We start from the raw sequence: 24,657 nt of genomic DNA on the forward strand, positions 1-24,657 counted from the left end.
GGGTGCTCCGAGCCGGAGGAATGCTTATGATCAAGCTGTTGTACTACTTGAAGAAGTACCGAGTTGCCGCGATTGCAGCCCTGGTCATGATGTTAATTGAGCTTGCGGTGGAGCTGGCTCAGCCTTATCTGATCTCCAAGATCATTGATAACGGGATTCAGCAGGGAGACCTTTCTGTCGTCTGGTTGTGGGGCGGTGTGCTGGTTGGCAGTGCTGTTGTGGCTTTTGCTGCCGGAATTGCGAGTTCGTTCTTTGCATCCCATGCAAGTCTGGGGTTCGGATACGATCTGCGGGAGAAGTTGTATGAGAAAGTGCAAACGTTCTCTTATGCCGTCTTTAACCGGTTCGCGACGTCGTCCCTGATTACCCGATTAACGGGGGACGTGACCCAGGTTCAGGACACCGTCTTCATGAGTCTGCGATTCATGACACGTGTGCCCCTGGTGGTGATTGGTAGCATGATTATGGCAGTAATCGTGAACCCGAGGTTGGGTCTGCTGCTGGTTGTCATGGTGCCTGTACTGCTCATTGTTGTAGTGTGGATGATCAAAAAGGCAGCGCTGCTGTTCCGCAATGTGCAGCGCAGACTGGATGCCGTCAATGGAGTCATCCAGGAGAATCTGACAGGCATTCGGCTGATCCGTGTCTTCGTACGGATGAGCCATGAGATCGAACGCTTTGCCGGATTCAGCGGCAAGCTGATGAAAGGCACCATTTCCGCGCTGCGCCTGACGGAGACCACGATGCCGTTCATGCTGCTTATGATGAACGTTTGTATCATCGCCGTGTTATGGTTTGGACGAGTCGACATTGCCTCCGGTAATGCAACCGTGGGTGAAGTGGTCGCCGTCATTAACTACCTGCTTCGCACAATTGGTGCCATGTCTGCGTTGTCATGGATTCTGGTGACGTTCTCCAGAGCAAGCGCTTCGGCGCAACGGCTGAATGAAGTGTTTAATACGGAGGATACATCGGAGACTGAACAGCATAAGGCAGTATCAGCGTCTGTACCATCTGCTGGATCTATGAAATCTTCGCATTTTCCGCAATCTGTATACCCAGCGAAGAAACAGCGCGCTGTGCAGGGAGCGGTTGAATTCCGCAGTGTAGGCTTCAGTTATCCCAATAGTGAAATTACAGTACTGGATAACATCACATTCACGGCAAAAGCGGGGGAGCGCATTGCCATTATGGGGGCAACAGGCTCGGGCAAATCCTCGCTGGTACAGCTCATTCCGCGTTTATACACAGAGGATCAAGGAAAGGTACGGATTGATGGTGCCGATGCATCAGAGCTGGATCTGTCCATGCTGCGTGGTGCGATTGGTTATGTGCCTCAAGAGGTTGTCCTGTTTACCGGTTCCATACGGGAGAATATTGCCTGGGGTCAGGAAGATGCTACCTTGGATGAGATCGTGGAAGCCGCAAAGCGTGCGCAGATCCATGAAACGATTGAGAATTTACCAAACGGTTATGATACATTGCTGGGTCAACGGGGAGTGAATCTCTCCGGTGGACAGAAGCAGCGACTTTCCATTGCACGAGCACTGGTACGCAGACCAAGAATTCTGATTCTGGACGATAGCACAAGTGCGCTGGATGTAGCTACAGAAGGCAGACTACTCGATGCGCTGGAGGAATTGTCGTGTACCACGTTTATCATCACCCAGAAGATCAGTTCAACCACTTCGGCGGACCTTATTCTGCTGCTTGATGATGGACAACTCATTGGGCAAGGAAAACATGAAGACCTGATGGAGTCGTCAGAGCTGTATCGTCGAATTCATGAATCACAATACGGGGAGGGTGCACAGCATGTTCAAAGCATTCATTGAGCCTTTCCGTCAGCCACCGCCTCCGATTGATCCGGAGACGTTACGATCAGGTGGTGGTCGCAAACCCAAGGCACGGGCGAAGAACTGGTCAGGTACGCTAGGTCGTATCTGGACCTATCTGGCACGTCGCAAGGTTAAGCTGTCCATGGTACTGTTGATGGTGTTTGCCAGTTCCGCACTCGCTTTGCTTGGCCCTTACATGGTAGGGGTGGCCGTGGATGATTTCATCGCGGGGGAAGCCGGGGCAAGCTGGACTCAGTTTCTGATTGGATTAACCGCAGTGTATGTCTTGTTCTCTCTTACATCCTGGTTACAAAATATATGGATGATCGAAATTGCACAGGAAACCGTGTTCCGCATGCGGTATGATCTGTTCTCCCATCTGCACAAATTACCGATTCCATTCTTCGGTAAACGCCAGCAGGGGGAGATTATGAGCCGGGTGACCAATGATATCGAGAATGTCAGCGGTACGTTGAACAGCTCGGCGATCCAGATTTTCTCAAGTGTATTAACACTGCTCGGAACGTTTGGGGTTATGCTCTGGCTCAGCCCGTTACTGACCCTGCTTACCTTTATCGTTGTGCCTCTGATGGCCATTGGCATGCGTTGGATTACGCGCAGAACGGGACCGCTCTTCAAGGAGCGGCAGCGCAATCTCGGTGAACTTAACGGTTACATCGAAGAGACTTTATCCGGGCAGCGGATCATTAAGGCATTCTCCCAAGAGGAGCGAGTGATTCGCGGTTTTGAGGAACGAAATACCCGCATCCGGATTTCCGGTTTCTGGGCACAGACGATCTCTGGTTTTATCCCGAAACTGATGAATGGATTGAACAACCTGAGCTTTGCGATTGTGGCGGGCATCGGTGGTATTCTGGCGATTCAGGGTTCGGTTACGGTCGGGGTGATTATTATCTTTGTGGAATATGCCCGTCAATTCACCCGTCCGCTGAATGATCTGGCGAACCAGTGGAATACGTTATTGTCCGCGATTGCGGGGGCCGAGCGCGTATTCGAGGTGCTGGACGAAGATGAGGAAGCGAAGGATGAAGGGGCAGCGATATCTCTGGACAAGGTAGAGGGAGCCGTTCGCTTTGACAAAGTATCCTTTGGATACGATGAAGGACGTAACATTTTGCATGACATCAGCTTTGAAGCCAAACCGGGTGAGATGATTGCCCTTGTGGGTCCGACCGGAGCGGGGAAAACAACATTAATTCAGCTGTTATCCCGTTTCTATGATCCAACAGGTGGCACATTAACGGTAGATGGTCGCGATATGACCACCATTCGGCGTGAGAATCTGCGGTCACATATGGCATTTGTGCTTCAGGATTCATTTCTGTTTCAGGGCACGATTCGAGAAAATATTCGATTTGGCCGTCTGGACGCAACGGATGAAGAGGTGGAAGCAGCCTCCCGGCTGGCGAATGCCCACTCCTTCATTGTGCGAATGAAGGATGGATACGACAAAGTGCTCCAGGCCGATGGGAGCGGCATTAGTCAGGGGCAGAAGCAACTACTCGCCATTGCCCGGGCAATCTTGGCAGATCCATCGATACTCGTACTGGACGAAGCGACGAGCAGTATTGATACTGTTACGGAGATTAAAATCCAGGAAGGGCTGCAACGCCTGATGCAAGGCCGTACCAGCTTTGTTATTGCCCACAGGCTGAACACGATCCGTCAGGCCGACCGGATTCTGGTGCTGAAGGATGGGCAACTACTGGAGCAAGGCTCGCATGATGCATTGCTGGAACAAGGCGGTTTCTACAGCGAGCTGTATTACAGTCAGCTGCGTAAAAAGGCGCAATAGTCATTTTGGATAATATGGGACATGTATTAGAGAACTTGTAGGTATGTAAAAAGAGCAGGGATGAGGGCACGATGCTCCTCACTTCTGCTCTTTTTGCATATTTTATTGAATAAACGTGGGAAATGGAACTGCGATTGTATGTTAAAATAAGGATATATTGGAATAGGTCCGTTTTTGGACGGTTGCCAGCGGTTTTGAAGCATGAGAATGAATTTTTACACGTATGCCTGTAGTCAGTCATGTGATGCATTAGAAGAGAGGAGGGCAATGCGGAATGGAATTCAAATTTGGGAATGCTGCTCTTCTTTTTCCCCCTTTACACATTACGATTATCGCAATCATTATTATTTTCATTCTAGTAAGGTGGAGCAAGCAGTTAGAAACAAGACGTTTTACGGTTTTCTTTTACTTTTTGATTAGTACGTTCATTACGCCAATTTATTCTCAAAGTACAACAAATGGTGTCTTTGAGCTATGGATCCCCGCAGGGTTTATTTTGGTTTTCTTTTATTTGATTCGCAGCGAAAGATATCATCCATCTAAAATGAAAGCGAGTATCTTAGGATTTTCAATAGCATTATATCAGTTAATCCTTCAATATGTCGGATGAAGGGACAGGACAGGATAGGATAATTCAACAAGAACAAGTAAGCAATAGGTTGAAAACAAAAGAGCAGATCCTGATCACAGGACCTGCTCTTTCTCATTTAACTTCCGATAACTTTCCAGTTATTAGCCTGCTCCACCGTTAACGGCTGGTGTCTGCGGATGTAATCTTCCACCAGTGCGGCCATGTCCGTGGCACCTTCGTGCAGTACCTTTTTGCCCGGATACATTGCATAATCCCCGCCGCCAGCAGCGCGGTAGCTGTTCATCACCACAGAGTACATGCCATTCATGTCCATTGGCTTGCCTTCATGTTCCAACTTCACAACTCGACTGCCAACAGGTTGGGAGATATCTAGCTCGTATTCCATGCCAGCCCACATATCGTAATTATAATGTTGAGGTTTGGGTTCCATATAAGCCGGATTAACTGCCACCTCACCAGAAGCATTCACTTCAAAGTAACGTGCCGTTTGTTCCAGTGCCTCCCGGATATCCTGACCACTCAACTCCAGCACCGTCAGAGTATTAGGATAGATGAAGTTGGATAACACGTCCCGAACGGTGATGTGACTCCCGAAACCGCGAGCTTCTTCACTCAGCATGGCGGTATTGGAGAGCTGCGCTCCAGTCGCTTCCATCTGCACTTGATGTACAAAAGCAATGAATGGATGTGCCTTGAGTCGCAGAGCCGTAGCATTGGTGATGGATAAATCCCCAGCCACCTCGCCAATGGGTTGATCAAGCCATGATTGTGCCTCAGTTTCCAGCTCTTCCGTCAGTTTCATGACGGTTGCATCAGGTTCAACCTCATGATGTTCATCCAGAAGTAACAACCGAGCCTGCTTATCTGTAATCTGCCACTTGCCGCCCGATGATTGTTCCAACTGAACGGTTACATGCCCCGCACCATTTCCACTGAAGCCCGGCTGAATGACGGTTACACCATGAATATTAGCGGTAAGCTGACGATGCTGATGTCCGGTAAGCAGCACATCGATGCCTTCGATGTCCCGACAGATGGCATAGCCTTGATTTTCTCCAGTTAACCGTTCTGCGGGCTCGCCTGTCTCCAGATCACTCTCAAATCCGCCGTGATAACTGACGACCATTACATCTGGTTGTTCATGCTCATGGATATAGCTGACCCATGTACGAATCGTCTCCAAGGCATCAAGGAACTGTAAACCCTCAATATTTTTCGGGTGCTCCCAGTTCGGTATGTAGTGCGTAGTTGCGCCCAAGAGGGCTACTTTGACACCCGTAGACAAGGTTTTGATTAGATACGGAGGACCGAAGGTAGGTACATCTGGTTGCTCATCTTTTACAATATTGGCAGACAGCCAAGGGAAATTGGAAGCTTCAACGGCTCCGCGCAACAGATTCTGACCATAGTTAAACTCGTGATTGCCCATCACCGCTGCATCATAACCGAGTTCATTCAGTACTGTAATGAATGGATGCACTTCGTTTGTGGGAACCTGTGAAGCTGCATAGGAGGCCAAGGGTGATCCTTGCAGCAGATCCCCGTTATCCACCAGCATCAATTCAGGTGAACGTTCACGTTCCTTACGAATCAGGGAAGCCAGCAGGGCAAGCCCAGCCGGGCGGTAGGCATTGGTGTTGTAATGAATGGGACGAATCGCCCCGTGCAGATCACTGGTATACAGAATATCAAAGCTTGCCGTATGGTTTGTGGATGTCATTTTACAATCTCCTCTAATATATAAGTTCAGATATATGGAATTACTATAAAACGGAGAAGAATGAATAGCCTGAAGAACCGAAGTATACGCCGATATCTCCGATGTTCTTCTTATATCTTCAACCATAATGAGCCTATTCTAACAGATACAAGTCCCGCTGACAGCCTGACAGGAAACTTTACAAAACTCCAAATTTCGTTTCACATCGCGCTAATATTTGGCAACTATAGTAGATAAGTACTGAAAAATAGAAACTCTTTGGAGGGTGTTCGTTTGAAGAAGTCTGCTTTATTTTTACCATTGTTGATTTTGGTTCTGTTTCTGAGTGCTTGTGGGTCTAGTAGTAGTACAACAGGTTCGGCTAACGGGGATAATGCGAGTTCGAATGCATCCGGTACGTCTACGGCAGAGACAGAGAAAGTTGTCGAAGGTTATGTGCCAACTGAATTGACGGTTCAATTCGTTCCTTCCCAGAATGCAGATACGCTTGAAGCCAAAGCGAAACCGCTGGAGAAGCTGCTTGGTGACAAACTGGGCATTCCGGTAAAAGTCAGCGTATCCACCGACTACAACACAATTATTGAAGCAATGGCTTCCAACAAAGTAGACGTAGGTTTCTTGCCTCCGACAGCTTATGTACTGGCTAAAGAAAAAGGCGCTGCGCAGGTTATCTTGCAAGCACAACGTTTCGGTGTAAATGATGAGACAGGTGCTCCAACCGAAGAGTTGGCGGATTCCTATAAATCCATGTTCATTGTGAAAAAAGATTCGCCGATTCAATCCATCGAGGACCTTAAAGGTAAAAAAGTCGCTTACCAAAACGTAACGTCTTCCGCAGGTTATGTATGGCCAGCAGGTCTGTTGCTAGACAGAGGCATTGATCCATTAAAAGATGTAACACCTGTAACGTTGAAAGGTCATGACCAAGGTGTTATCGCTGTATTAAACGGTGACGTTGATGCAGCAGCTATTTTCCAAGATGCCCGCAACACGGTAGCTAAAGACTATCCGACTGTATTTGAAGATACACGAGTACTGGCGTTCACTGAGCCTATTCCTAACGATACCATTGCCGTTCGTACAGACATGAATGCAGATTGGACTGCGAAGATCAAACAAGCCTTCATCGATATCGGTAAAGATACTGAAGGTCACCAGATCATCAAAGAAATCTATACGCATGAAGGTTATGTAGAGTCCGATGATAGCAAGTTTGAGATCGTTCGTCAGTATGGCGAAAAAGTGAAAGGTGAATAATTTTGATCCAAAAGTAGTTCGGGATCTGTTCACATTGTAGTAGCTTTCTTGGATGGGAACAGCTTAATCGTAGCAATGGACAGGCCAGTTCAGCGTGATCTACGCTGCGCTGGCTTGTGCCATTATAGCAAGGACTCATGTATGGTTGATCATTATGAATGAAAGAAGGATATTGTCATGATTGAGCTTCATAACGTTACCAAAACTTACGCTAACGGCACCAAGGGCCTGGATAATATTAATCTGAAATTTGAGCAGGGTGAATTCATTGCTGTAGTGGGTCTGTCCGGTGCGGGTAAATCAACGCTCTTACGCTCCATTAACCGACTGCACGACATTAGTGAGGGCGAGATTCTGATTAACGGAAGTTCCATCACGAAGGCACAAGGCAAACGGCTGCGCATGATCAGACGTGACATCGGCATGATTTTTCAGAGCTTCAATCTGGTAAAACGGTCCAGTGTACTACGTAACGTACTCGCTGGACGGGTTGGATATCATTCCACTATGCGTACCATTATGGGTCGTTTTCCAAAAGAGGATATTGAACTGGCATTCACTGCGCTGGATCGTGTGAATATTTCGGAGAAAGCTTATTCCCGTGCAGATCAGTTGTCTGGTGGACAACAACAGCGTGTGGCTATTGCCCGTGTATTGGCACAGGAAGCAAAAATCATTCTGGCCGACGAACCGGTTGCTTCACTTGACCCACTTACAACAAAACAGGTCATGGATGACCTGAAACGCATCAATCAAGACCTTGGGATTACGACCATCGTCAATCTTCACTTTATTGATCTGGCGAGAGAGTATGCGACCCGTATTGTCGGATTGCGAGCAGGCGAGGTCGTATTCGATGGTCCGGTGGAAGAGGCAACGGATGAGCGCTTTGCAGAAATATACGGCAGACCGATTCTGGCTGACGAATTGTTGGACAAGCAGGCTGTGCATGAGCAGGGAGAAGTTGTGGTATGAAGGGGCAGTCCAACGTTCCAATTCAGAATTCAGGCGGAGTGGGGAAGGAACCAGGTTCCAGCCCGGCTCAGGTTGTGAATCGCCCAAAACCGCCTGGGCGTACGAAACATTTGCTCACCTTAGTGATCATACTGCTCCTTCTGTGGGCCAGTGCCAAACAGACGGATGCCAGCTTCACGGAGTTGTTTGAAGGTTTTCCCAACATGCTGGATCTGCTGAAGGAGATGTTCCCGCCCCGGTGGAGTTACTTTGATAATATCGTGCAAGGCATGCTTGAAACGATTCGAATGGCCCTGATTGGGACAACCATTGGTGCGATTATTGCAATTCCAGTCTCGATTATCTGTGCCGGTAACCTGATGCCAAGTCGCTGGATCTACTATCCGGCGCGCTTTCTGTTGAACCTGATTCGGACCGTGCCGGATCTGTTGCTTGCTGCTTTGTTCGTTGCTGTGTTTGGTTTGGGGCCAATCCCCGGAATCTTGGCACTGGCTGTGTTCTCGATAGGTCTGATCGCGAAGCTGACGTATGAGACGCTGGAAACCATTGATCAGGGGCCGCTGGAAGCGATGACGGCTGTTGGTATGAACCGGATTCAGCTCATTGTATATGGCGTGGTGCCGCAACTGGCTGCCCAGTTCACATCCTATGTGCTGTATGCCTTCGAAATTAATATACGTGCTGCTGCCATTCTGGGACTGGTGGGAGCCGGAGGGATTGGACTCTACTATGAGGCAACACTTGGGTTCCTGGAGTATGACAAGACCAGCGTAATCATTCTGTTTACCCTCGTCATTGTTCTGGTCATTGATTATGTAAGTACTAAGCTGCGGGAGAAATTGCTATGATGAAAAATGAAACAAGCCGCATCCGGCCTAAACCACGGAAGAACCCGCTACGCTGGGTCATTGTGTTACTGTTAATCCTTATGTATGCCTGGGCGCTTGCCGGTGTACCGTTTACTGGTTTCAAGGAAACTGCCGCTCAGATTATGAAAGCCATTGTAGCCGGGATTTTCTCACCGGACTGGGAGTTTGTATATTTGCCTGAGGGAGAAGACCTGCTGCGCGGACTTCTAGACACGTTGGCAATCTCCGTACTAGGTACTGTAATCTCGGCCGTGCTCTGTATCCCGTTTGCCTTCTGGTCTGCCCGTAACATGAGTGGGCATCGTTCCATCTCGGGTGCAGGTAAAATGGTACTCAGCTTTATCCGCACGTTCCCTGAGATTATCATGGCCTTGTTATTCATTAAGGCAGTAGGTCCCGGATCGTTTGCAGGGGTACTCGCCCTTGGATTACACTCCATCGGCATGTTAGGCAAATTATACGCGGATGAAGTTGAAAATATCGACTATGGCCCATCTGAGGCGCTGCTTGCCTCCGGAGCCAATCGTATGCAGCAGTTGTGGTTTGCCATCCTGCCGCAGGTTATGCCTGGATTCCTGAACTATACGTTGTATCGTTTTGAGATCAATGTACGTTCCGCGACTATACTGGGTGTAATCGGAGCAGGGGGAATTGGTACACCACTGATCTTTGCATTGAGCACCCGGAACTGGCCGCGAGTCGGTATAATCCTGCTGGGTATTATCGTGATGATCACGATTATCGACCTGATCTCGGGGTATATTCGTAAGAAGCTGGTGTAGAATTAAAGTGGCGCTACGAATATATTAGATGATAAATTAAGATAAGTTGATAGCGTAAGAAGAGAGGGCTATTCGGTGCCAAAATATTGGCAAGGATAGTCTTTTTTTGTGTGTCAGACAATAAACAAAGTAGCGTTCTTGATGGTCTGCTAACGGCTGAGGAATAAGAGTATTCCAAGAATTGTATAATAATGATTGAATAATTTTCCAATTACATATAAGATTAATATGTTTCTATATAAAGGGAATTAAGGATATTAATTAATACTCTTTATAGATACCGATACAAGAAGTGAGCTTTAAAAGGAAGGTGACCTATGGAAGTATTTTATTTTATATGGATTGGGTTTATGGTACTCCTATTACTCTACAGAATGTTCTTTCAGAAGTTTAAAAAGCATAACATAGAGAATATTGGACTCAGTGCAATCCTGATCGTTTTCACGGGGAGAAGTTATCCGTATCCCCACATAAACTGGATTTTTGTCATCAGTGTTATCGCCGTGGCTGTTTATGCTGCTGTATGGAACAGTATTCTAGGTTGGAAGAAATGGAATGAGCTGGAACGTTTGAAATGAACCTAAAAAACCGAAACCATGTTACCCTGTGAATCAGGCAATGTTGGTTTCGGTTTTTTAGTTGCTTGGTTAAACGTTAGGCTTCTTTACTGAGACTTAACTAGCCAAAGGCAAAGCTTTAGTAACTTGAACCGTAATTGTCTCGGTGCTGGTTACGCCTGCAGCGTTGATCAGCTCAGCACGGTACGTGTACGTTCCGTTAGCGCGACCCGACAATTCAGTTGTAGCACTTTGGGAAGCTGGTGTTGCTGCGTTCAACGCTTGTGTATCAATCAATACATCATTCTCATAGAGACGATATTCGGTTGCATTTGTACCCCACCAGAGGTTCATGGATACGTTGTAGTTGCCGTCACCATCCCAGTTGTTTTGGGACAACGTAGCTTTGCCCGGAGCAGCATTGGTTACTTGTACCGTCAGCACGTCACTGCGTGTTGTGCCTTTGTCATTGGTCAGCTCAGCTACATAAGTATACGTGCCGTTGGCTTTGCCTGTAATGGCGGTTTTGGAGGACTGAGCCGATGGCGAAGCCGCAGTCAACTTCTGCGTATCGATCAGAACGCCATTCTCATACAGTTTGTACTCAGAACCGTTTTCACCCCACCAGAGGTTCATGCTTACGTTGTACGAACCTTCGAACAGGCCAGTGGTATATCCATTATCAGAAGAAAGCACCGGTTTACCCGGTGCTCCTGCAGCTGGAGTGGAAGGCACTTCGCCGCCACCTTGCTCTTCAGCAGGTACAAAATCATTCAAACTTCTAGGTTTCAATTGATATACATCTTTGAAAATAGCGGAAACGCCTGTGATATCGATTTTGTCACCAGCAGCATAAGGGAAGGAAGTCTCCGTCACACCTGTACGGGTGTCTACACGGATGTGTGTGCTCGTTCCATCTGCTGCTACCGCGTCGAATTCAAAAGATCCAACTGGTGTAGCACTGATGATATTCTCAATCGTTACATTTTTCAATTGAACCAGTTGACCTTGGTTCGCATCTGTAATTGCAGTAACCTCGATTGGAGTAGGTACGGAAGCCGTACCTGTTTTCTCAATCGCAACGATATCGGTAAGCTCGAACTCGCTGTTATAGATGGTTGTTGCTGCTGTTACTTTCACCTTGTCACCAGCATGGAAGCCGCTAGTGTGCTGGAATACGTAGATTCCGGCAGTTTCATCTTGAAGATAGAAGGCTTGTCCACCGAATGCACCAGGCTCTGTCGTCACAACACCTTCGATGGTTACGGTAGTGCCAGCAGCTTTGGTACGTGCTTCAGCAACTGTGATAGCTGCTGGAATCGGTCCTTCTTCTTCCGGAAGCTGTTCTGCTGGCACATTGCCAACAGTCACGGCATTGGTGATCAGGTTGCTACCATTCAGACGCAGACGCAAGCTGGCAGCGCCAGTTGTACCTGGTTTGATCCGGACGTCCAGATCTTTGATCCCGCGACCTTGGCTGTCCGAGGTTACACTGAATGTGGAGCTATACCCGTACGAAGTTGGCCAAGTACCACTTTCATTCTGGATCATGGCGACCTGTGTTCCGCCAGTCAGATAGATACCGGCACTATAACCGGATACGGTTGTGTTCGGAGCCATGTTCTCCACAACTACACGAATCTGGAAGTCTTCTGCATTCGGAAGAGTATCCTGTTTCACGAAGCTGTATGCAGCGTTCGCACTGGATGCAGGGCCACCGTAAGAACCAGCCTTGAACGTGGAACGATCGTACCACTTATATCCGGCAGCAGGTGCGGACCAAGGTTCAGCCTGTGGTTCTGTGGAAGCAGCCGGCTCTTCGAATGGCAACAGCGCTGTAGCTGTGTCCAGTTCAAGTCCGTTCACTTCAGTCAGGCTTGTGTAGTTCTCTTGTGTAGCAAGCCAGTTTACGGTGTTCACGAGCAACACGGCATCATCGGCTTCTTTAAAACCGTCATAAGTTGTTTTGCGTGTGCCTGTCTCTTCACGCAAGTATTTTGGTGATGCATCTTCTACTGGAGAGGAGTCACCGATGAAGGCAGCTTTACCTGCGCCCAGCTTGGATACAGCCACGTAAGGACCTTCTTCAATCCCGCCGCCGTTGTAGACACCTTGGTCTACCGCGTTATTCCATTTTGCGTTGGTTTTTGGCAGGTACACAATACCTTTTGCCTTTTCCGGATCGGTGATTGCAAGTGTTGAACCGGCGTGCATGGCTACAGCCGATAAGCCTTCTGTGATGCCGAAGGCTTGATCTGCCGGTACAACGATATTGGCGTTGATATCGCCAAGTGCGTTATAGCGGAAACGTACGCCGAAGTTATCGGACAACCAGTCCGAGCCGGTTACATTTTGCATCGCTTCAGAATTACGCTCATCGGTGCTCATACCTTTGGCCGGATCTTCGAATGCTCCCCGACGATAGCCGTTGATGACTTCAGAGCCATCCCAGCGGTTTTTATTACGGTCTGCATTATAGTGATCTCCAACAAAGAAGATGCTGCCGCCCGTTTCAACATATTGTTTGAGTGCTGCTTGTTCGGATGTTTTGAAAGGAATTTGAGGCTCTGCAATAACGAATACGTTATACTCTTTCAGATCATCATAGGTAAATGGAGTTGTCTTGCGAAGTTCTTTGACATAGTAACCATCATTCGCGAGTGCATTCCCGAAGTCGGAGAAACCTCCATCAATGACCCAGTCTGCAGCTCCAGCCGTTTGGCCGTGAGAGTTGTCGAACAATACTTTTTTACCTGCATTTTGGTTCACAACCTTTGCCTGGATGAACGGTGCCGGGTCTGTCGGTCCTTCCGCATGAACCGATGCATCTCCGTTCCATAATCCGACCTGAAGCGGCAAAGCCATGGACAATGCCAGGAGTGATTTTAAAAATACTCCTCGCATACCTGTTAATTTACCCAACCAAATCCCTCCCAAATATTAGTTGATTCATGAGTTCGTCCATATTCTACCACATGAAAATCTCACATAGTCATAACAATTTGTAAAAATTAACTCGATATTTGTAAAATTGGGTCTTTTGACATATCCATAGGTATTTCGGTCCCGTCATAATCCATCCAATTCTGCGTACATATTGATTTTACGCAAATAAAAAGCCATCTCTTATGAGATGACTTTGGCCCGAATTCGATTGACGGCATGGAAGACAGAGGATTTAATCATGCCTTCACTGCGATTCACCAGCTCTGCCGTTTCCTTAATGGAGTATCCATGGATGAGGCGAAGTTCTAATATTTTACGATGTTCGGTGTTGTTAATATGGGAAACAAGATCATGAACACCTTCGCTAATTTCAAGGTGGGAAGTATCGACGTGGTGGGTAGGTACCTCCAGACGGCTGTCTCGTCTGAGTGTACGGGTCCGCCTGCGGAAGCTGTCCATCGCCAGGTTACGGGCAATGCGTTTGAGATAATAGAGAATGCGATCTTCAGGGATATCCACGGTAACGTTCATTAGTCGAATGAAACAATCCTGTGCCAGATCTTCTGCATCTTGCGGTTGTTTGACAATATGGGATAGATACCTTGTGATTTCTGATTTATAGTTGATATAAGCATCATTAATTTGTGTGCTGTTCATATGATGTGAATCCCCCTTGGATACAGATCAGGCTTGGGTCCGGTCTGGTATGAGTCTCTTTATTATCCAAGTATATCGGGTGGTTGTTTCCAAAAGGTTCAGAGTTGTATCGGAGTTGTAACATTTCGTGCTTCCCTCTATTCAAGCATACCGCTTGGGATACAAAATAAAGGCAGATGAAGGAAATTCATAGAGCAGGGAGATTACGAAAGTATCATGAGACAAAAAGAGATTTTAATTATTGAGGACGAGGAGTCCATTCGCGATATTTTGTCCTATTCGTTACGTAAGGAAGGATTTGAGATCAAGGAAGCAGCTACGGGAAAAGAGGGTCTGGATCTGCTTCGGGATTCGAAGCCGGATCTGATCCTGCTGGATCTGATGCTGCCAGATATGAGCGGTTTTGATGTGTGCAGGCAACTATCTGTGAACTCCAAGATACCTGTCATCATGATCACTGCGAAGTCGGACATGCTGGACAAGGTACTTGGCATGGAGCTTGGGGCGGATGATTATATCACGAAGCCTTTTGATATCCGTGAAGTGGTTGCACGCATTCGGGCGATCTTTCGCCGGATTGATCTGATCAGCGAGACACTGGAGAATCAGTCCTATGAGGTGGTAAGGCTTGGCAAGCATATTGAGATCCGCAAGGATGAACGGGAAGTGTGGAAAGACGGGGAACGGGCAGGACTTACGAATAAGGAATATGATCTATTGTTATTTCTCGTGACCCATCATCGTAAGGTTCATACACGTTCTGAACTGCTGGACAAGGTATGGGGATTTGATTTTGCAGGGGATACCCGAACGGTGGACATTCATGTGCAACGGATTCGCAAGAAACTGGATAGTGGTGTGCAAGGCATTTCGATGATTGAAACGGTATTCGGTGTGGGGTACAAGCTGAATATTCAGGTACAGACATGAAGTGGACGATCCAGTTCAAAATGGTGGTGTTATTCTCGGTCATTGTATTTATCGGATTCTCCGTCCTGCTGATTCTGTCCAATAAGGTAGCCCAGGAGAATATGTACCGGGAAGTGCATGAGGATATGGTGCAATCCAAAAGAAATCTGGACATTGCGCTGAATCAGTACTTTCTGATACATAACAAACGCATGAGCAGAGACTCGCTCGAAGCAGGGAGTCGCGAGCTCGCGGAGCAGATTGGATCAGCCGTTGGTGGGGAGATTATAGTATATCGCCCCGATGCTTCGCCATACGAATCTGTTGGCAGCGAGGTTAACGTTGCTAAGCGGTCTGACCATCCTGATGTGGAGGAAGCCGTACATTCCCGGATTGCTTACACCACAGTTGTGGATAAGGGTCGGGTCACAGCCAGTCTGTCCTTCCCTCTCCAGATGGATCAACAATTGATTGGAATCGTACAGATGAAGAAGGATTACACGGAATTGTTCAAACGCAACCTTCGTTTTCAAAATACAATCAAGTTTTTTGCAGCAGTTATTTTCGTATTTGTATTTATCGCATCCATCTTTATTTCCCGGAAAATTACACAACCCATCCGTGTACTCACGAAACGTTCTGCGGAAGTGGCCCAAGGAAGTCTGAATGCGGACATTCAGATTACAACCAAGGATGAGATCGGTGAACTGGCTTCAAGCTTCACCGTCATGATTGATCGGGTTCGGGAGCAGATTGATGTGATTGAGCGAGAGCGGGACGAAGTGAAGCAAGTACAGGCCAGAAGCAAAGTCTTTTTTGACAATGTGACACATGAATTGAAGACACCCTTAACGACGATTCTGGGATACGCCCAGATTTTACGGGATAACGGATTTACCGACCAGGACTTTTTTGACAAGGGCATGAATTATATCATCAAGGAAAGCCAGCGTCTCAACACGATGGTTGCGGATATTCTGGAGGTCTCGGTCTCCTCTGCGGTCATTCAGGCATACCGGTTCGAACGTATCGATATATCAGATATTATTCGTGAAGCTTGTGAGGACATGTCGATTAAGGCGAGCAAGTACAATATAGGCATTCACTATGAGCTGGAGGAACATCAGTATGTGCAGGGAGATCGGGATAAGTTGAAGGAGGTCTTCCTCAACATCCTGGATAATTCGGTCAAGTACAGTGATGTGAACTCCATTATCGAAGTACAATCCTTCAGGTTAGGTGATTCCATTGCTATTGTGATCCGTGATCAGGGGGAAGGAATCGGTGCAGAAGCGCTCCAACATGTATTTGAACCCTTTTACCAGGATAAAGGAATCAACAGGGCCGAGAAAGGCAGTGCCGGGCTGGGTTTATCTATTGTGAAGAACATCGTTGAGCGTCATGGAGGAACAGTGGAGATGAAGAGCATCATGCGGGAAGGGACACAAGTGAATATCAGTCTTCCGGGGGAAATGAACGCATGAGACATCCTGGATTTTGGCGTAAAAATCGTGACAGATTGATGCTGTCAGGGTTGTTGATCGCATTTGTCAGCGGGATTTTTGGGATTGGGAGCCTGTTCAGTCTCGGAAATCTCAAACCAAGAACGGTGATTTTGCCAAGTGAGCAGTTCAACAGCCGTCTGGCACCACCACCGAGCAGTACGATTCAGATCGAGTCGGCTACCAAGATTCCAAATGACTTTGCGATCTTTGATTTTGAAGTGTTAGACCGGAATACGATTATATTTAATCAGCCGGAATTTTCCTATTCAGGGCTCAAGCTGTCTCTTCTGCATCTGGATGATAAGGAAGTGAAGAACATTGCGGCTAATACGGATTACGGTGTAACGATCAGCCCGGATCACAAGAAAATCATTTACTCCCAGTATCGGGCAGGTCAGACGCAGAAGACAACGTATGAGTATATAATACAGAGCGGGGAACGTCGCAAGCTTCCGTACGACAACTCGTATTATCGAGTGTTTGTAGGGAACGAATCCTACATCGGTCAGGATGATCTGTTATTTAAACAAGTTGATTTGAGCCAGGGGACGAGTCATGTCATCTACACGTATGAAGAGCTGATGAGCATGTTCACAGGACCAAAACAAGGGAAAGGTTCGAGTGATACGTTTATCGTTATGGATGTGTTGCAGGTCAGTGAGGATCACCAACAGTTTTATATACTGGTGATGCTGAAAGACAAGTATGCTATCTATCGTGTATCGCTTGAGGATGAGCATGAAGTGAAGGCGTATGCTGCAATGGAAGACATCCAACAGTACAAGTTGCTGAAAAATGGTGACATGCTCATCCAGGGAACGATGAATAAGGTACAGGGGCTGTATCGGTATCACGCAGCAGAGGAGCAGTATGATCTGTTATTACAAGGTTCGATCTGGAGCTTCGATCTGGATGCAGATGAATCCCGAATAGCTTACTTTTTCCCGATGGACAGTCAGAATCAGAAAAATGAGTTGCATGTTGCCTACCTGAATGACAGCAAGATTTCGTCGGATACGGTGATCTATCGCAATATTGATAACTTCATCAGTCTGAAATGGAATGACGATGAATTATTTGCTGTAAGCAGCTCAGTGGATAAAAGTGAAATGTACCGCTTTAGTTTCAGAGCCTGGTAAGCTGCGGAAGGTATACGAATATAAGGCCTTGGTCTGATGGAGCGATAGCTGCTCTGTGGACAAGGTCTTTTTGTTATGACATGTTACAAGTTGGATACAACTCCGGCCAGCCCGGATACATCTCCACCCTATAATGATAAGGGAATGTGCTACACGAATCTATACATACAAGTTCAAAAAAACTGGTTTTCAGTACCGAGAAGATGGGATGAAGCTAGAAATGGAGTAGCAGAGCGTAGGGAAAACTACGTGAGCAACGGACATTTCGGCTGAATTCTATATTCGATGTTGATGATGTCATTAGACATCCTTCGTAATCAAAAGCGGGTTTTTTTGAACAACCTCTGTACATATTTAGCAAGTAGAAAGGAAGACATGTAGCAATGCTTCAAGTTGAACAATTATCCCACTCGTTCCGCAATGGCCAGGGAACTGTGCCGGTGCTTCAGGATATCAACCTGACGATTGGAGAAGGCAAGATGGTAGCCCTGCTGGGCAGTTCTGGTTCGGGTAAATCCACACTGCTGAATCTGATGGCGGGGCTGATGAAACCGGATCAGGGCAAGATTCTAATTGCGGGACAAGATATTGTACGTTTCAGTGAAAATCGCCTGGCTGAGTTCAGGCGCAGTCATATCGGGTTTATTTTTCAATCCTATGAACTGCTGTCCAATCTTACGATCCGGGAAAATGTAGAGTTACCCTTGGTGTTTATGGGGATAAGCCCTTCGAAACGCAAAGCAAAAGCATTGAAGTTGCTGGAACAAGTGGGACTGGGTGAAAAGGCAAGCTTGTTCCCGTCACAGTTGTCGGGCGGTCAACAACAACGTGTCAGTATTGCACGTTCGCTCATTACAGAGCCCTCGGTGATCTTTGCAGATGAGCCTACCGGGAATCTGGATACCGAGACGGAGGAAGAGATCATTGCGATTTTGCAGCAGCTTAACCGGGATATGAATACAACCTTTGTCATTGTGACACATGAAGCAGAGGTCGCGGAGCAGATGCAAGTTGTGCTTACACTGCAACATGGAATACTGGTCGAAGAAGCTGTAAGGGAAGTTTGAGGCAAAAGGAGAGGAAAAGTGAGAATACGGGATGTAGCACGTATGGCCTGGGGACAGATCATTCGCAGAAAAATGGTCACGCTGCTTTGTATGATGGGGCTGTCCATCGGTTCTGCCGCCATGATCATTGCACTTAGTGTGGGGCAGTCCGTACAGACCTATAGCGAGAAAACATTGAACGACAATTACAAGATGGATGAAATCACGATTACGCCCAATGAAGGCATACGTACTGGGAACGGCAAGGGGAATGGTCAGACATCGAAGTTTGAACGGGGAGCATTGACGTTGGAAAAGATTCAGATTATCCAAAGACTTCCTCATGTGGTTGCCGTGGCTCCCATGTTAAAGCTGGATTCGCTGGAAATGGTGCTTCCGGATGGTCGCAGCACGTATGTTGAGGTCATTGGTACCCAGCTGGAGACCCTGGGCGGGTTTGGATACAAGTATGCTGAGGGACGTGGGGCAGAGGATGGTCGTATGGCGGTAACCAGTTATGGGGCTGCATTTGGACTCGTGGACCCCAAAGTAACTCAGAAGTTATTCGAGCAGTTGAATGCTGATCCATATAACAACGAGCTTTTGGAGCAGTTTACGGAAATGTCAGCGAAGCAGGATCAGTTGGTTCAGCAGCTGGTTCAGTTCCGATATGAAGATTATGCGAATGCGAGCAAAACCAAAATGAGTGGTTCTATACGTGTGTCTGGAGAGTTGACGAAGCCTTCCAACATGGATGAGATGAGCGCTCAAAACGATAAAAAAGTATATCTGCCGCTCGATACAGCTCGTGCATTGCAGGATGAGCTTGGATTACAGCAGGCCGACAGCAGTGCGGCCAAGCATCTTAACTCGGCTCTGGTCAAGGTTGAGGATAAACGTTATGTATCCCAGGTGGAAGAACAGATTAAAAAGCTGACGTTAAACACACAGAGTAATCTGTTCCAGGAGGAAGCGATGGCAGGTCAATTGGCGATGTACCAAAAAGCGGCATTGGGGATCGGTGGTTTTATCATGTTACTGGCCTCATTATCCATTATTGTAGCGATGATTATGTCTACGCATCAGCGTCGTAAACAGATTGGTGTGATGAAGGTGCTGGGCGCAAATCTGTGGCAGATCCGTCAGATGTTTATTACGGAAGCAGCGATGCTTGGATTAATGGGCGGCGTGGCTGGTGTGGGGATCGCCTTTGCTGCCCTCGGCGGGGTGAACAGTCTGCTGGCGAGTCAGATGGCAGATCAGATGAATGGTCCAATGACCGTCGTTATTCAGCAGTCGGCTCTGCCACTTGGCATCGTTTTTGCTGTTCTGGTTGGCATTGTATCGGGTATATATCCGGCAATCAGCGCATCTCGGACCAATGCATTAACTGTGATCAAATCAATGTAATTTTATCAGCGAAAGGGAAATTGGGCACATGAAGAAATGGATTAAAATTATCATCACCATTGTACTTTTGGCAGGTGCAGGGTACTGGCTGTATGAAAAGTACAAGCCAAAACCGGAGGCACCTATAGAGATTCCGCCCCCGATTACCTTTGATGTGACACAGGAAACGATGACGCAAACGATACAGGTGAAGGGGAAATCCGTATACACCGATCAGACGGATATCTTTGCTCCGTATGCTTCCAACATCAAGCAGTGGCATGTGAAAAGTGGTGAGCAGGTGAGCAAAGGTGATATCCTGTTTACCCTCGATACTTCCACGTTACAAACGGAAGTAGAACAGTTGCAGAGTGATCTGGAGAAAGCTCAGCTGGAAAACAAGATGAATCAGGTTACCCTGGATCAGGCGAATATGAGTGAGTCCCTTGGCGTGACGGAAGAGGAGCGCAAGAAGGCATTTGCAGATCGGGAAGGTAAACGCCTGACGAATGAATTGAATCAAAAAGCGCTGGTCCTCAAGGAGAAGGAGATACAGAAAAAGCAGGCAGTTATAAGTAAGTCTGTTGTGTATGCTTCCGCTTCCGGTATATTTCAGATGAATGAAGAGGATAGCAAGACACGTGCGGTGACGGAAGGACAGCTGATCGGGTCCATTACAAACATCAGCAAACTGAAATTTATGACGATTGTTGGTGAGGAAGAAATGTTCAGGCTCAAGGTGGGCATGCCGGTTAAGGTGCGAATGACAGCGCAGAAAGACCTGCAATTCACCGGGAAGGTAAGTAAGGTGTCCAAATTCGCCCGCAAGAGTACCGATACGGACCTCAAGCAAGCTTCACAGTTTGACGTGGTCATTGATCTGAAGCCGGACGCCAGAATGTATGGAGGCGTGAGTCTGGAAGGCGATATCGAGACGATGCGGAAGGATAAAGTGACGGTAGTGTCCAGTCTCGCGATCATGCGGGATCAGACCGAGCCTTACGTACTGTTAGACAAGGGCAATGGACAGACAGAGCCGCTGACGATCCAGGCTGGAATGGAATCGGGGGACAAGACGGAAGTAGTTAGCGGGTTGAAACCGGGAGACATTGTCGTTTTGCCCTAGATGTAGGAATATAAGAACGAGACATTATATGTAGTGACTAGCTAGACGAGAGGGTTAATTCGGCATTGTAAAACACGAGGTTCATTGTGGCAGATTGCCAGGATGGACCTCGTGTGTCTTTTGGAGCAAGGGATGTCCAGATTCCTGCCTGAATTATGGAAAAAAATATAATTAAATTTATATAATTCAATTTACAGTAAAATTTACATGTCGTATAATCAGAACATAAGGAGGTGACACCGAACATCATGTTTGTAGATGAATAGGAGAAGGCCTTTTTTTTAACCGTTTGAAGAAAGCGCTTACCCAATTTAGGATTCAGACATCCCATAAGTCGTTTTTCACACTTCTTCATGTTTAACACACGTTCAACCACACCCACCATATTATACTCATTCACATGATTCGCCCTCACACACCATTTGTTTGCTCAAGATTACAGTGATACAACCATTTCTTTAGGAGGTGATACAACCAACTCATCCGAACGTTCTCTTCGTGCTAAGCATCATAATGACACAGAGGATCAGACATGAGTACAACCCAATCTAACTAAAGGAAAGGTGGAACTATGAAGACTAAATTGAAAACCAAATCGAGAGGTAAGAAGATCCTGCGCAAAGGTGTAAAGCAAATGTTGGCAGCAACGCTGCTCGCGGCGGGGATTTTCCCTGGACTGTCTCCAGGCTTGGCTCAGGCGGCTGAAGCACATGTGGATAATCCATTTGTAGGGGCAACGGCCTATCTGAATCAGGACTATTCAGCTCTCGTGGATACATCCATTGCACTGACCAACGATGCGTCGTTGAAGGCCAAGATGGAGACCATCAAATCGTATCCAACCGCAGTATGGGTTGACCGGATTGCTGCAATCTATGGCGGTACGGACAACGCTGGTCGCAAAAGTGTAGAGCAACATCTTGATGCCGTTCTCGCTCAAAAGAAACCGGGTACACCAATAACGGCTTCATTTGTTATTTACAATCTGCCCGGACGAGATTGTCATGCACTTGCATCGAATGGTGAGCTTCCACTAACACAGGCGGCACTGCAGACCTATAAAACGGATTATATTGATGTGCTCGCAGATATCTTCGCAGATCCGAAGTATCAGGATATTCGTATTATTGCTGTCATTGAACCGGACAGTCTGCCTAACCTTGTGACCAACCTGAGTACACCAGCTTGTGGTCAAGCCAGCTCAACAGGTATCTATGAGGCGGGTGTGAAGTATGCATTGGACAAGCTGCACGCCATTCCAAATGTGTACAACTATCTGGATATCGGCCACTCCGGCTGGCTTGGATGGGATAACAACCGTTCTGCAGCAGTCGCGCTGTATACAAGTGTTGTGCAAGGGACAGCCGCAGGTCTGAGCAGTGCAGATGGCTTCATTACAAACACAGCGAACACTACACCGCTGGGGGAGCCGAACCTGTCTAACCCTGATCTCAATATCGGTGGACAACCGATTAAATCTGCCAAGTTTTATGAGTGGAATCCTTATTTTGACGAAACCGATTTCACCGCTGCCCTGTATGCTGATTTCGTACAAGCTGGCTGGCCAAGCAGCACAGGTTTCCTGATTGATACTAGCCGGAATGGGTGGGGCGGGGTAGACCGTCCAGCATCTGCTACGGGCAGCAACATCAACGATTATGTGAATTCTGGACGTGTAGATCGTCGGGAGCATCGGGGGAACTGGTGTAATGCCAGTGGTGCAGGTATTGGTGAAGCACCTAAGGCTGCACCAGGACCAGCGCATCTGGATGCTTATGTATGGGTGAAACCTCCGGGTGAATCCGATGGCTCCAGCTCCGAAATTCCGAATAACGAAGGCAAAGGTTTTGACCGGATGTGTGATCCAACCTTCACAACTCGGGATGGTGTATTAACAGGTGCATTGCCTAATGCTCCGGTATCGGGTCACTGGTTCCATGATCAATTCGTGGCACTGGTGAAAAACGCATTCCCTGTACTTCCTGCAAGTAACGGTGGAGGTAATCCTCCGGGCGGAACAACAGCTCCGGCAGCACCAGCAGCATTGACAGCTTCTGCCGGTAACGCTCAGGTCTCCTTGACGTGGACTGCTTCCACAGGGGCTACAAGTTATAGTGTGAAGCGGGCACTGAGTGCATCAGGTCCATTCACAACAGTTGCAGCTAATGTAAGTGGAACATCTTACAGCAACACCGGTCTGATCAATGGTACAACCTATTATTATGTGGTAACGGCAACAAATGCAGTAGGTGAAAGTGTTAACTCTGCAACAGCAACAGCTACACCTGTTGCAGGTGTTACGGCGCCAGCTGCACCGACTGCTCTCACAGCAACTGCAGGCAATGCACAGGTGAGCCTAACGTGGACCGCTTCTACAGGTGCAACAAGTTATGATGTGAAACGCGCGCTGAGTGCAACAGGTCCGTTCACAACGATCGCGGCGAATGTGAGTGGTACGTCCTACACGAACACTGCCCTGACGAACGGCACAACGTATCATTATGTGGTAAGTGCAGTGAATGCAGCAGGGCAAAGTGCCAATTCCGCTGTAGCTTCCGCGACACCTCAAAGTGTCGTTGTACCAACGAGTGATCTTGTCGTGCAATATCGTGCTGGAGATACCAATGCTCAAGATAGCCAGATCAAACCGTATTTCAACATCAAAAACTTGGGCAGTACTGCTGTGAATCTGAGTGATCTGAAGATCCGTTATTACTTCTCCAAAGAAGGCTCGGCTACGATGGATTCGGCCATCGATTACGCTCAAGTTGGCGGAGCCAATATCCAGCGGACCTTCACAGACTCGTATGTAGAGCTGAGCTTCACATCTGGCGCTGGCAGCATTCAGGCTGGTGGACAGACTGGAGACATCCAGCTTCGTATGTACAAAACGGACTGGTCCAACTTTGACGAGACTAATGACTATTCCTTCGATCCAACGAAAACATCCTATCAGGATTGGAACAAGGTAACACTCCACCAAGGTGGAAACCTGGTATGGGGCATGGAGCCTTAAACTTTACTTGTAACTGTCTTAACCGCGATCCTCAGTGTGTTAGAGGATCGCGGTTTTTTGCTATGCATTACAAGAGTCATTCTAGATTGAAGTTCTTGATCAACTGAGAAACGTAGTGGAGGGGACGAAATCGATTCTGAAGAAGCGAAGCGTTCGCCTTTATCAACGGATTTTTCCCTTGGAAAGGGGATGGAAGAAAATCCGGGGATAACAGCGATCATAAGAACGATTCGTAACCGGAACGGATAACCCTCAGAGTTGCAAGTACTTATTTCCTAATGACTCCTAAAAACACTGATTATTAATCGTTTTGGACGGATATTTGCCTAGGGTCTGGCAGACAGGATGTCTATAATAGAACCCGATGGGCGGGATCACCTCGCTCGGATTGGAAAGAGAATGGAAGGGGGACCGCACTCTGGTAGTCGGGCAAGCTGATTTCTCTTTTTTAATTTTGTAAGCGTAATCATTGCGGGTTGAAACCTTCTTTCGAAGAAGGTCTGTGTGGATTATCGAAC

Annotated in this window: 18 protein-coding genes; 15 read left to right on the forward strand and 3 right to left on the reverse strand. The window is 47.4% G+C overall.

Annotation, left to right across the window (positions count from 1 at the left end; translation table 11 throughout):
* Nucleotides 1–26: 26 nt before the first annotated feature.
* The 3 genes from MHI55_RS05700 to MHI55_RS05710 all read left to right on the forward strand — a co-directional run bounded on the left by MHI55_RS05700 (nucleotide 27) and on the right by MHI55_RS05710 (nucleotide 4,264).
* Entirely contained in the window at nucleotides 27–1,835 is a 1,809-nt protein-coding gene (locus MHI55_RS05700) for an ABC transporter ATP-binding protein (protein ID WP_100526567.1), read from the forward strand.
* Nucleotides 1,816–3,654, forward strand: coding sequence for an ABC transporter ATP-binding protein (locus tag MHI55_RS05705; RefSeq protein WP_340389250.1), 1,839 nt, complete (start codon nucleotides 1,816–1,818; stop codon nucleotides 3,652–3,654). The genes MHI55_RS05700 and MHI55_RS05705 overlap by 20 nt, the downstream gene beginning before the upstream one ends.
* Nucleotides 3,655–3,928: 274 nt before the next feature.
* Nucleotides 3,929–4,264: a hypothetical protein gene (locus MHI55_RS05710; protein ID WP_076319394.1), complete on the forward strand. Its 336-nt coding sequence runs from the start codon at nucleotides 3,929–3,931 to the stop codon at nucleotides 4,262–4,264.
* 97 nt (nucleotides 4,265–4,361) lie between these two features.
* Here MHI55_RS05710 and MHI55_RS05715 read toward each other — a convergent pair whose 3' ends face one another.
* Entirely contained in the window at nucleotides 4,362–5,966 is a 1,605-nt protein-coding gene (locus MHI55_RS05715; protein WP_340389252.1) for a bifunctional UDP-sugar hydrolase/5'-nucleotidase, read from the reverse strand.
* A 273-nt stretch (nucleotides 5,967–6,239) separates the two neighbouring features.
* On the opposite strand from MHI55_RS05715, the gene MHI55_RS05720 reads away from it, so the two are divergent.
* The 5 genes from MHI55_RS05720 to MHI55_RS05740 all read left to right on the forward strand — a co-directional run bounded on the left by MHI55_RS05720 (nucleotide 6,240) and on the right by MHI55_RS05740 (nucleotide 10,427).
* Nucleotides 6,240–7,223 (forward strand): phosphate/phosphite/phosphonate ABC transporter substrate-binding protein, encoded by a 984-nt coding sequence (locus MHI55_RS05720; protein WP_036606301.1) that lies wholly within the window; start codon nucleotides 6,240–6,242, stop codon nucleotides 7,221–7,223.
* Nucleotides 7,224–7,400: 177 nt separating this feature from the next.
* Nucleotides 7,401–8,198, forward strand: a complete 798-nt coding sequence (phnC, locus tag MHI55_RS05725; RefSeq protein ID WP_036606306.1) for a phosphonate ABC transporter ATP-binding protein — start codon at nucleotides 7,401–7,403, stop codon at nucleotides 8,196–8,198.
* Nucleotides 8,195–9,046 carry a phosphonate ABC transporter, permease protein PhnE gene (gene phnE / locus MHI55_RS05730; protein WP_340389254.1) on the forward strand — a complete coding sequence of 284 codons (852 nt, stop codon included), beginning with the start codon at nucleotides 8,195–8,197 and terminating at the stop codon, nucleotides 9,044–9,046. Before phnC ends, phnE (MHI55_RS05730) begins: the two co-directional genes overlap by 4 nt.
* Nucleotides 9,043–9,849 carry a phosphonate ABC transporter, permease protein PhnE gene (gene phnE / locus MHI55_RS05735; RefSeq protein ID WP_101314703.1) on the forward strand — a complete coding sequence of 269 codons (807 nt, stop codon included), beginning with the start codon at nucleotides 9,043–9,045 and terminating at the stop codon, nucleotides 9,847–9,849. Before phnE (MHI55_RS05730) ends, phnE (MHI55_RS05735) begins: the two co-directional genes overlap by 4 nt.
* 317 nt (nucleotides 9,850–10,166) lie before the next feature.
* Complete coding sequence (locus tag MHI55_RS05740) at nucleotides 10,167–10,427, forward strand: hypothetical protein (protein ID WP_101314704.1); 261 nt, start codon at nucleotides 10,167–10,169, stop codon at nucleotides 10,425–10,427.
* A gap of 96 nt (nucleotides 10,428–10,523) precedes the next feature.
* Here MHI55_RS05740 and MHI55_RS05745 read toward each other — a convergent pair whose 3' ends face one another.
* Together MHI55_RS05745 and MHI55_RS05750 are read right to left on the reverse strand one after the other, a co-directional pair.
* Nucleotides 10,524–13,271 (reverse strand): DUF5689 domain-containing protein, encoded by a 2,748-nt coding sequence (locus MHI55_RS05745; RefSeq protein WP_257468112.1) that lies wholly within the window; start codon nucleotides 13,269–13,271, stop codon nucleotides 10,524–10,526.
* Between the two features lie 261 nt (nucleotides 13,272–13,532).
* The gene (locus tag MHI55_RS05750) at nucleotides 13,533–14,009 is read right to left on the reverse strand and encodes an RNA polymerase sigma factor (protein WP_036606312.1); all 477 of its coding nucleotides are present in this window, start codon (nucleotides 14,007–14,009) and stop codon (nucleotides 13,533–13,535) included.
* Nucleotides 14,010–14,225: 216 nt separating this feature from the next.
* Here MHI55_RS05750 and MHI55_RS05755 point away from each other — a divergent pair, with 216 nt between their 5' ends.
* The 7 genes from MHI55_RS05755 to MHI55_RS05785 all read left to right on the forward strand — a co-directional run bounded on the left by MHI55_RS05755 (nucleotide 14,226) and on the right by MHI55_RS05785 (nucleotide 24,139).
* On the forward strand, nucleotides 14,226–14,939 hold the full coding sequence (locus tag MHI55_RS05755; RefSeq protein ID WP_036606313.1) for a response regulator transcription factor: 714 nt from the start codon (nucleotides 14,226–14,228) through the stop codon (nucleotides 14,937–14,939).
* A complete protein-coding gene (locus MHI55_RS05760) occupies nucleotides 14,936–16,402 on the forward strand; it encodes a HAMP domain-containing sensor histidine kinase (protein WP_101314706.1) in 1,467 nt (488 codons plus the stop codon). Before MHI55_RS05755 ends, MHI55_RS05760 begins: the two co-directional genes overlap by 4 nt.
* Nucleotides 16,399–17,562: a hypothetical protein gene (locus tag MHI55_RS05765; protein WP_339285785.1), complete on the forward strand. Its 1,164-nt coding sequence runs from the start codon at nucleotides 16,399–16,401 to the stop codon at nucleotides 17,560–17,562. The genes MHI55_RS05760 and MHI55_RS05765 overlap by 4 nt, the downstream gene beginning before the upstream one ends.
* A gap of 383 nt (nucleotides 17,563–17,945) precedes the next feature.
* Nucleotides 17,946–18,629, forward strand: a complete 684-nt coding sequence (locus MHI55_RS05770; protein ID WP_047841819.1) for an ABC transporter ATP-binding protein — start codon at nucleotides 17,946–17,948, stop codon at nucleotides 18,627–18,629.
* 18 nt (nucleotides 18,630–18,647) lie between these two features.
* Complete coding sequence (locus tag MHI55_RS05775) at nucleotides 18,648–20,018, forward strand: ABC transporter permease (RefSeq protein ID WP_083677543.1); 1,371 nt, start codon at nucleotides 18,648–18,650, stop codon at nucleotides 20,016–20,018.
* Nucleotides 20,019–20,046: 28 nt separating this feature from the next.
* The gene (locus MHI55_RS05780) at nucleotides 20,047–21,123 is read left to right on the forward strand and encodes an efflux RND transporter periplasmic adaptor subunit (protein WP_340389256.1); all 1,077 of its coding nucleotides are present in this window, start codon (nucleotides 20,047–20,049) and stop codon (nucleotides 21,121–21,123) included.
* A 571-nt stretch (nucleotides 21,124–21,694) separates the two neighbouring features.
* Nucleotides 21,695–24,139, forward strand: coding sequence for a glycoside hydrolase family 6 protein (locus tag MHI55_RS05785; protein ID WP_340389258.1), 2,445 nt, complete (start codon nucleotides 21,695–21,697; stop codon nucleotides 24,137–24,139).
* Nucleotides 24,140–24,657: the final 518 nt, after the last annotated feature.

Source organism: Paenibacillus sp. FSL E2-0151 (genome assembly GCF_037993015.1).
Lineage (GTDB): Bacteria > Bacillota > Bacilli > Paenibacillales > Paenibacillaceae > Paenibacillus > Paenibacillus amylolyticus.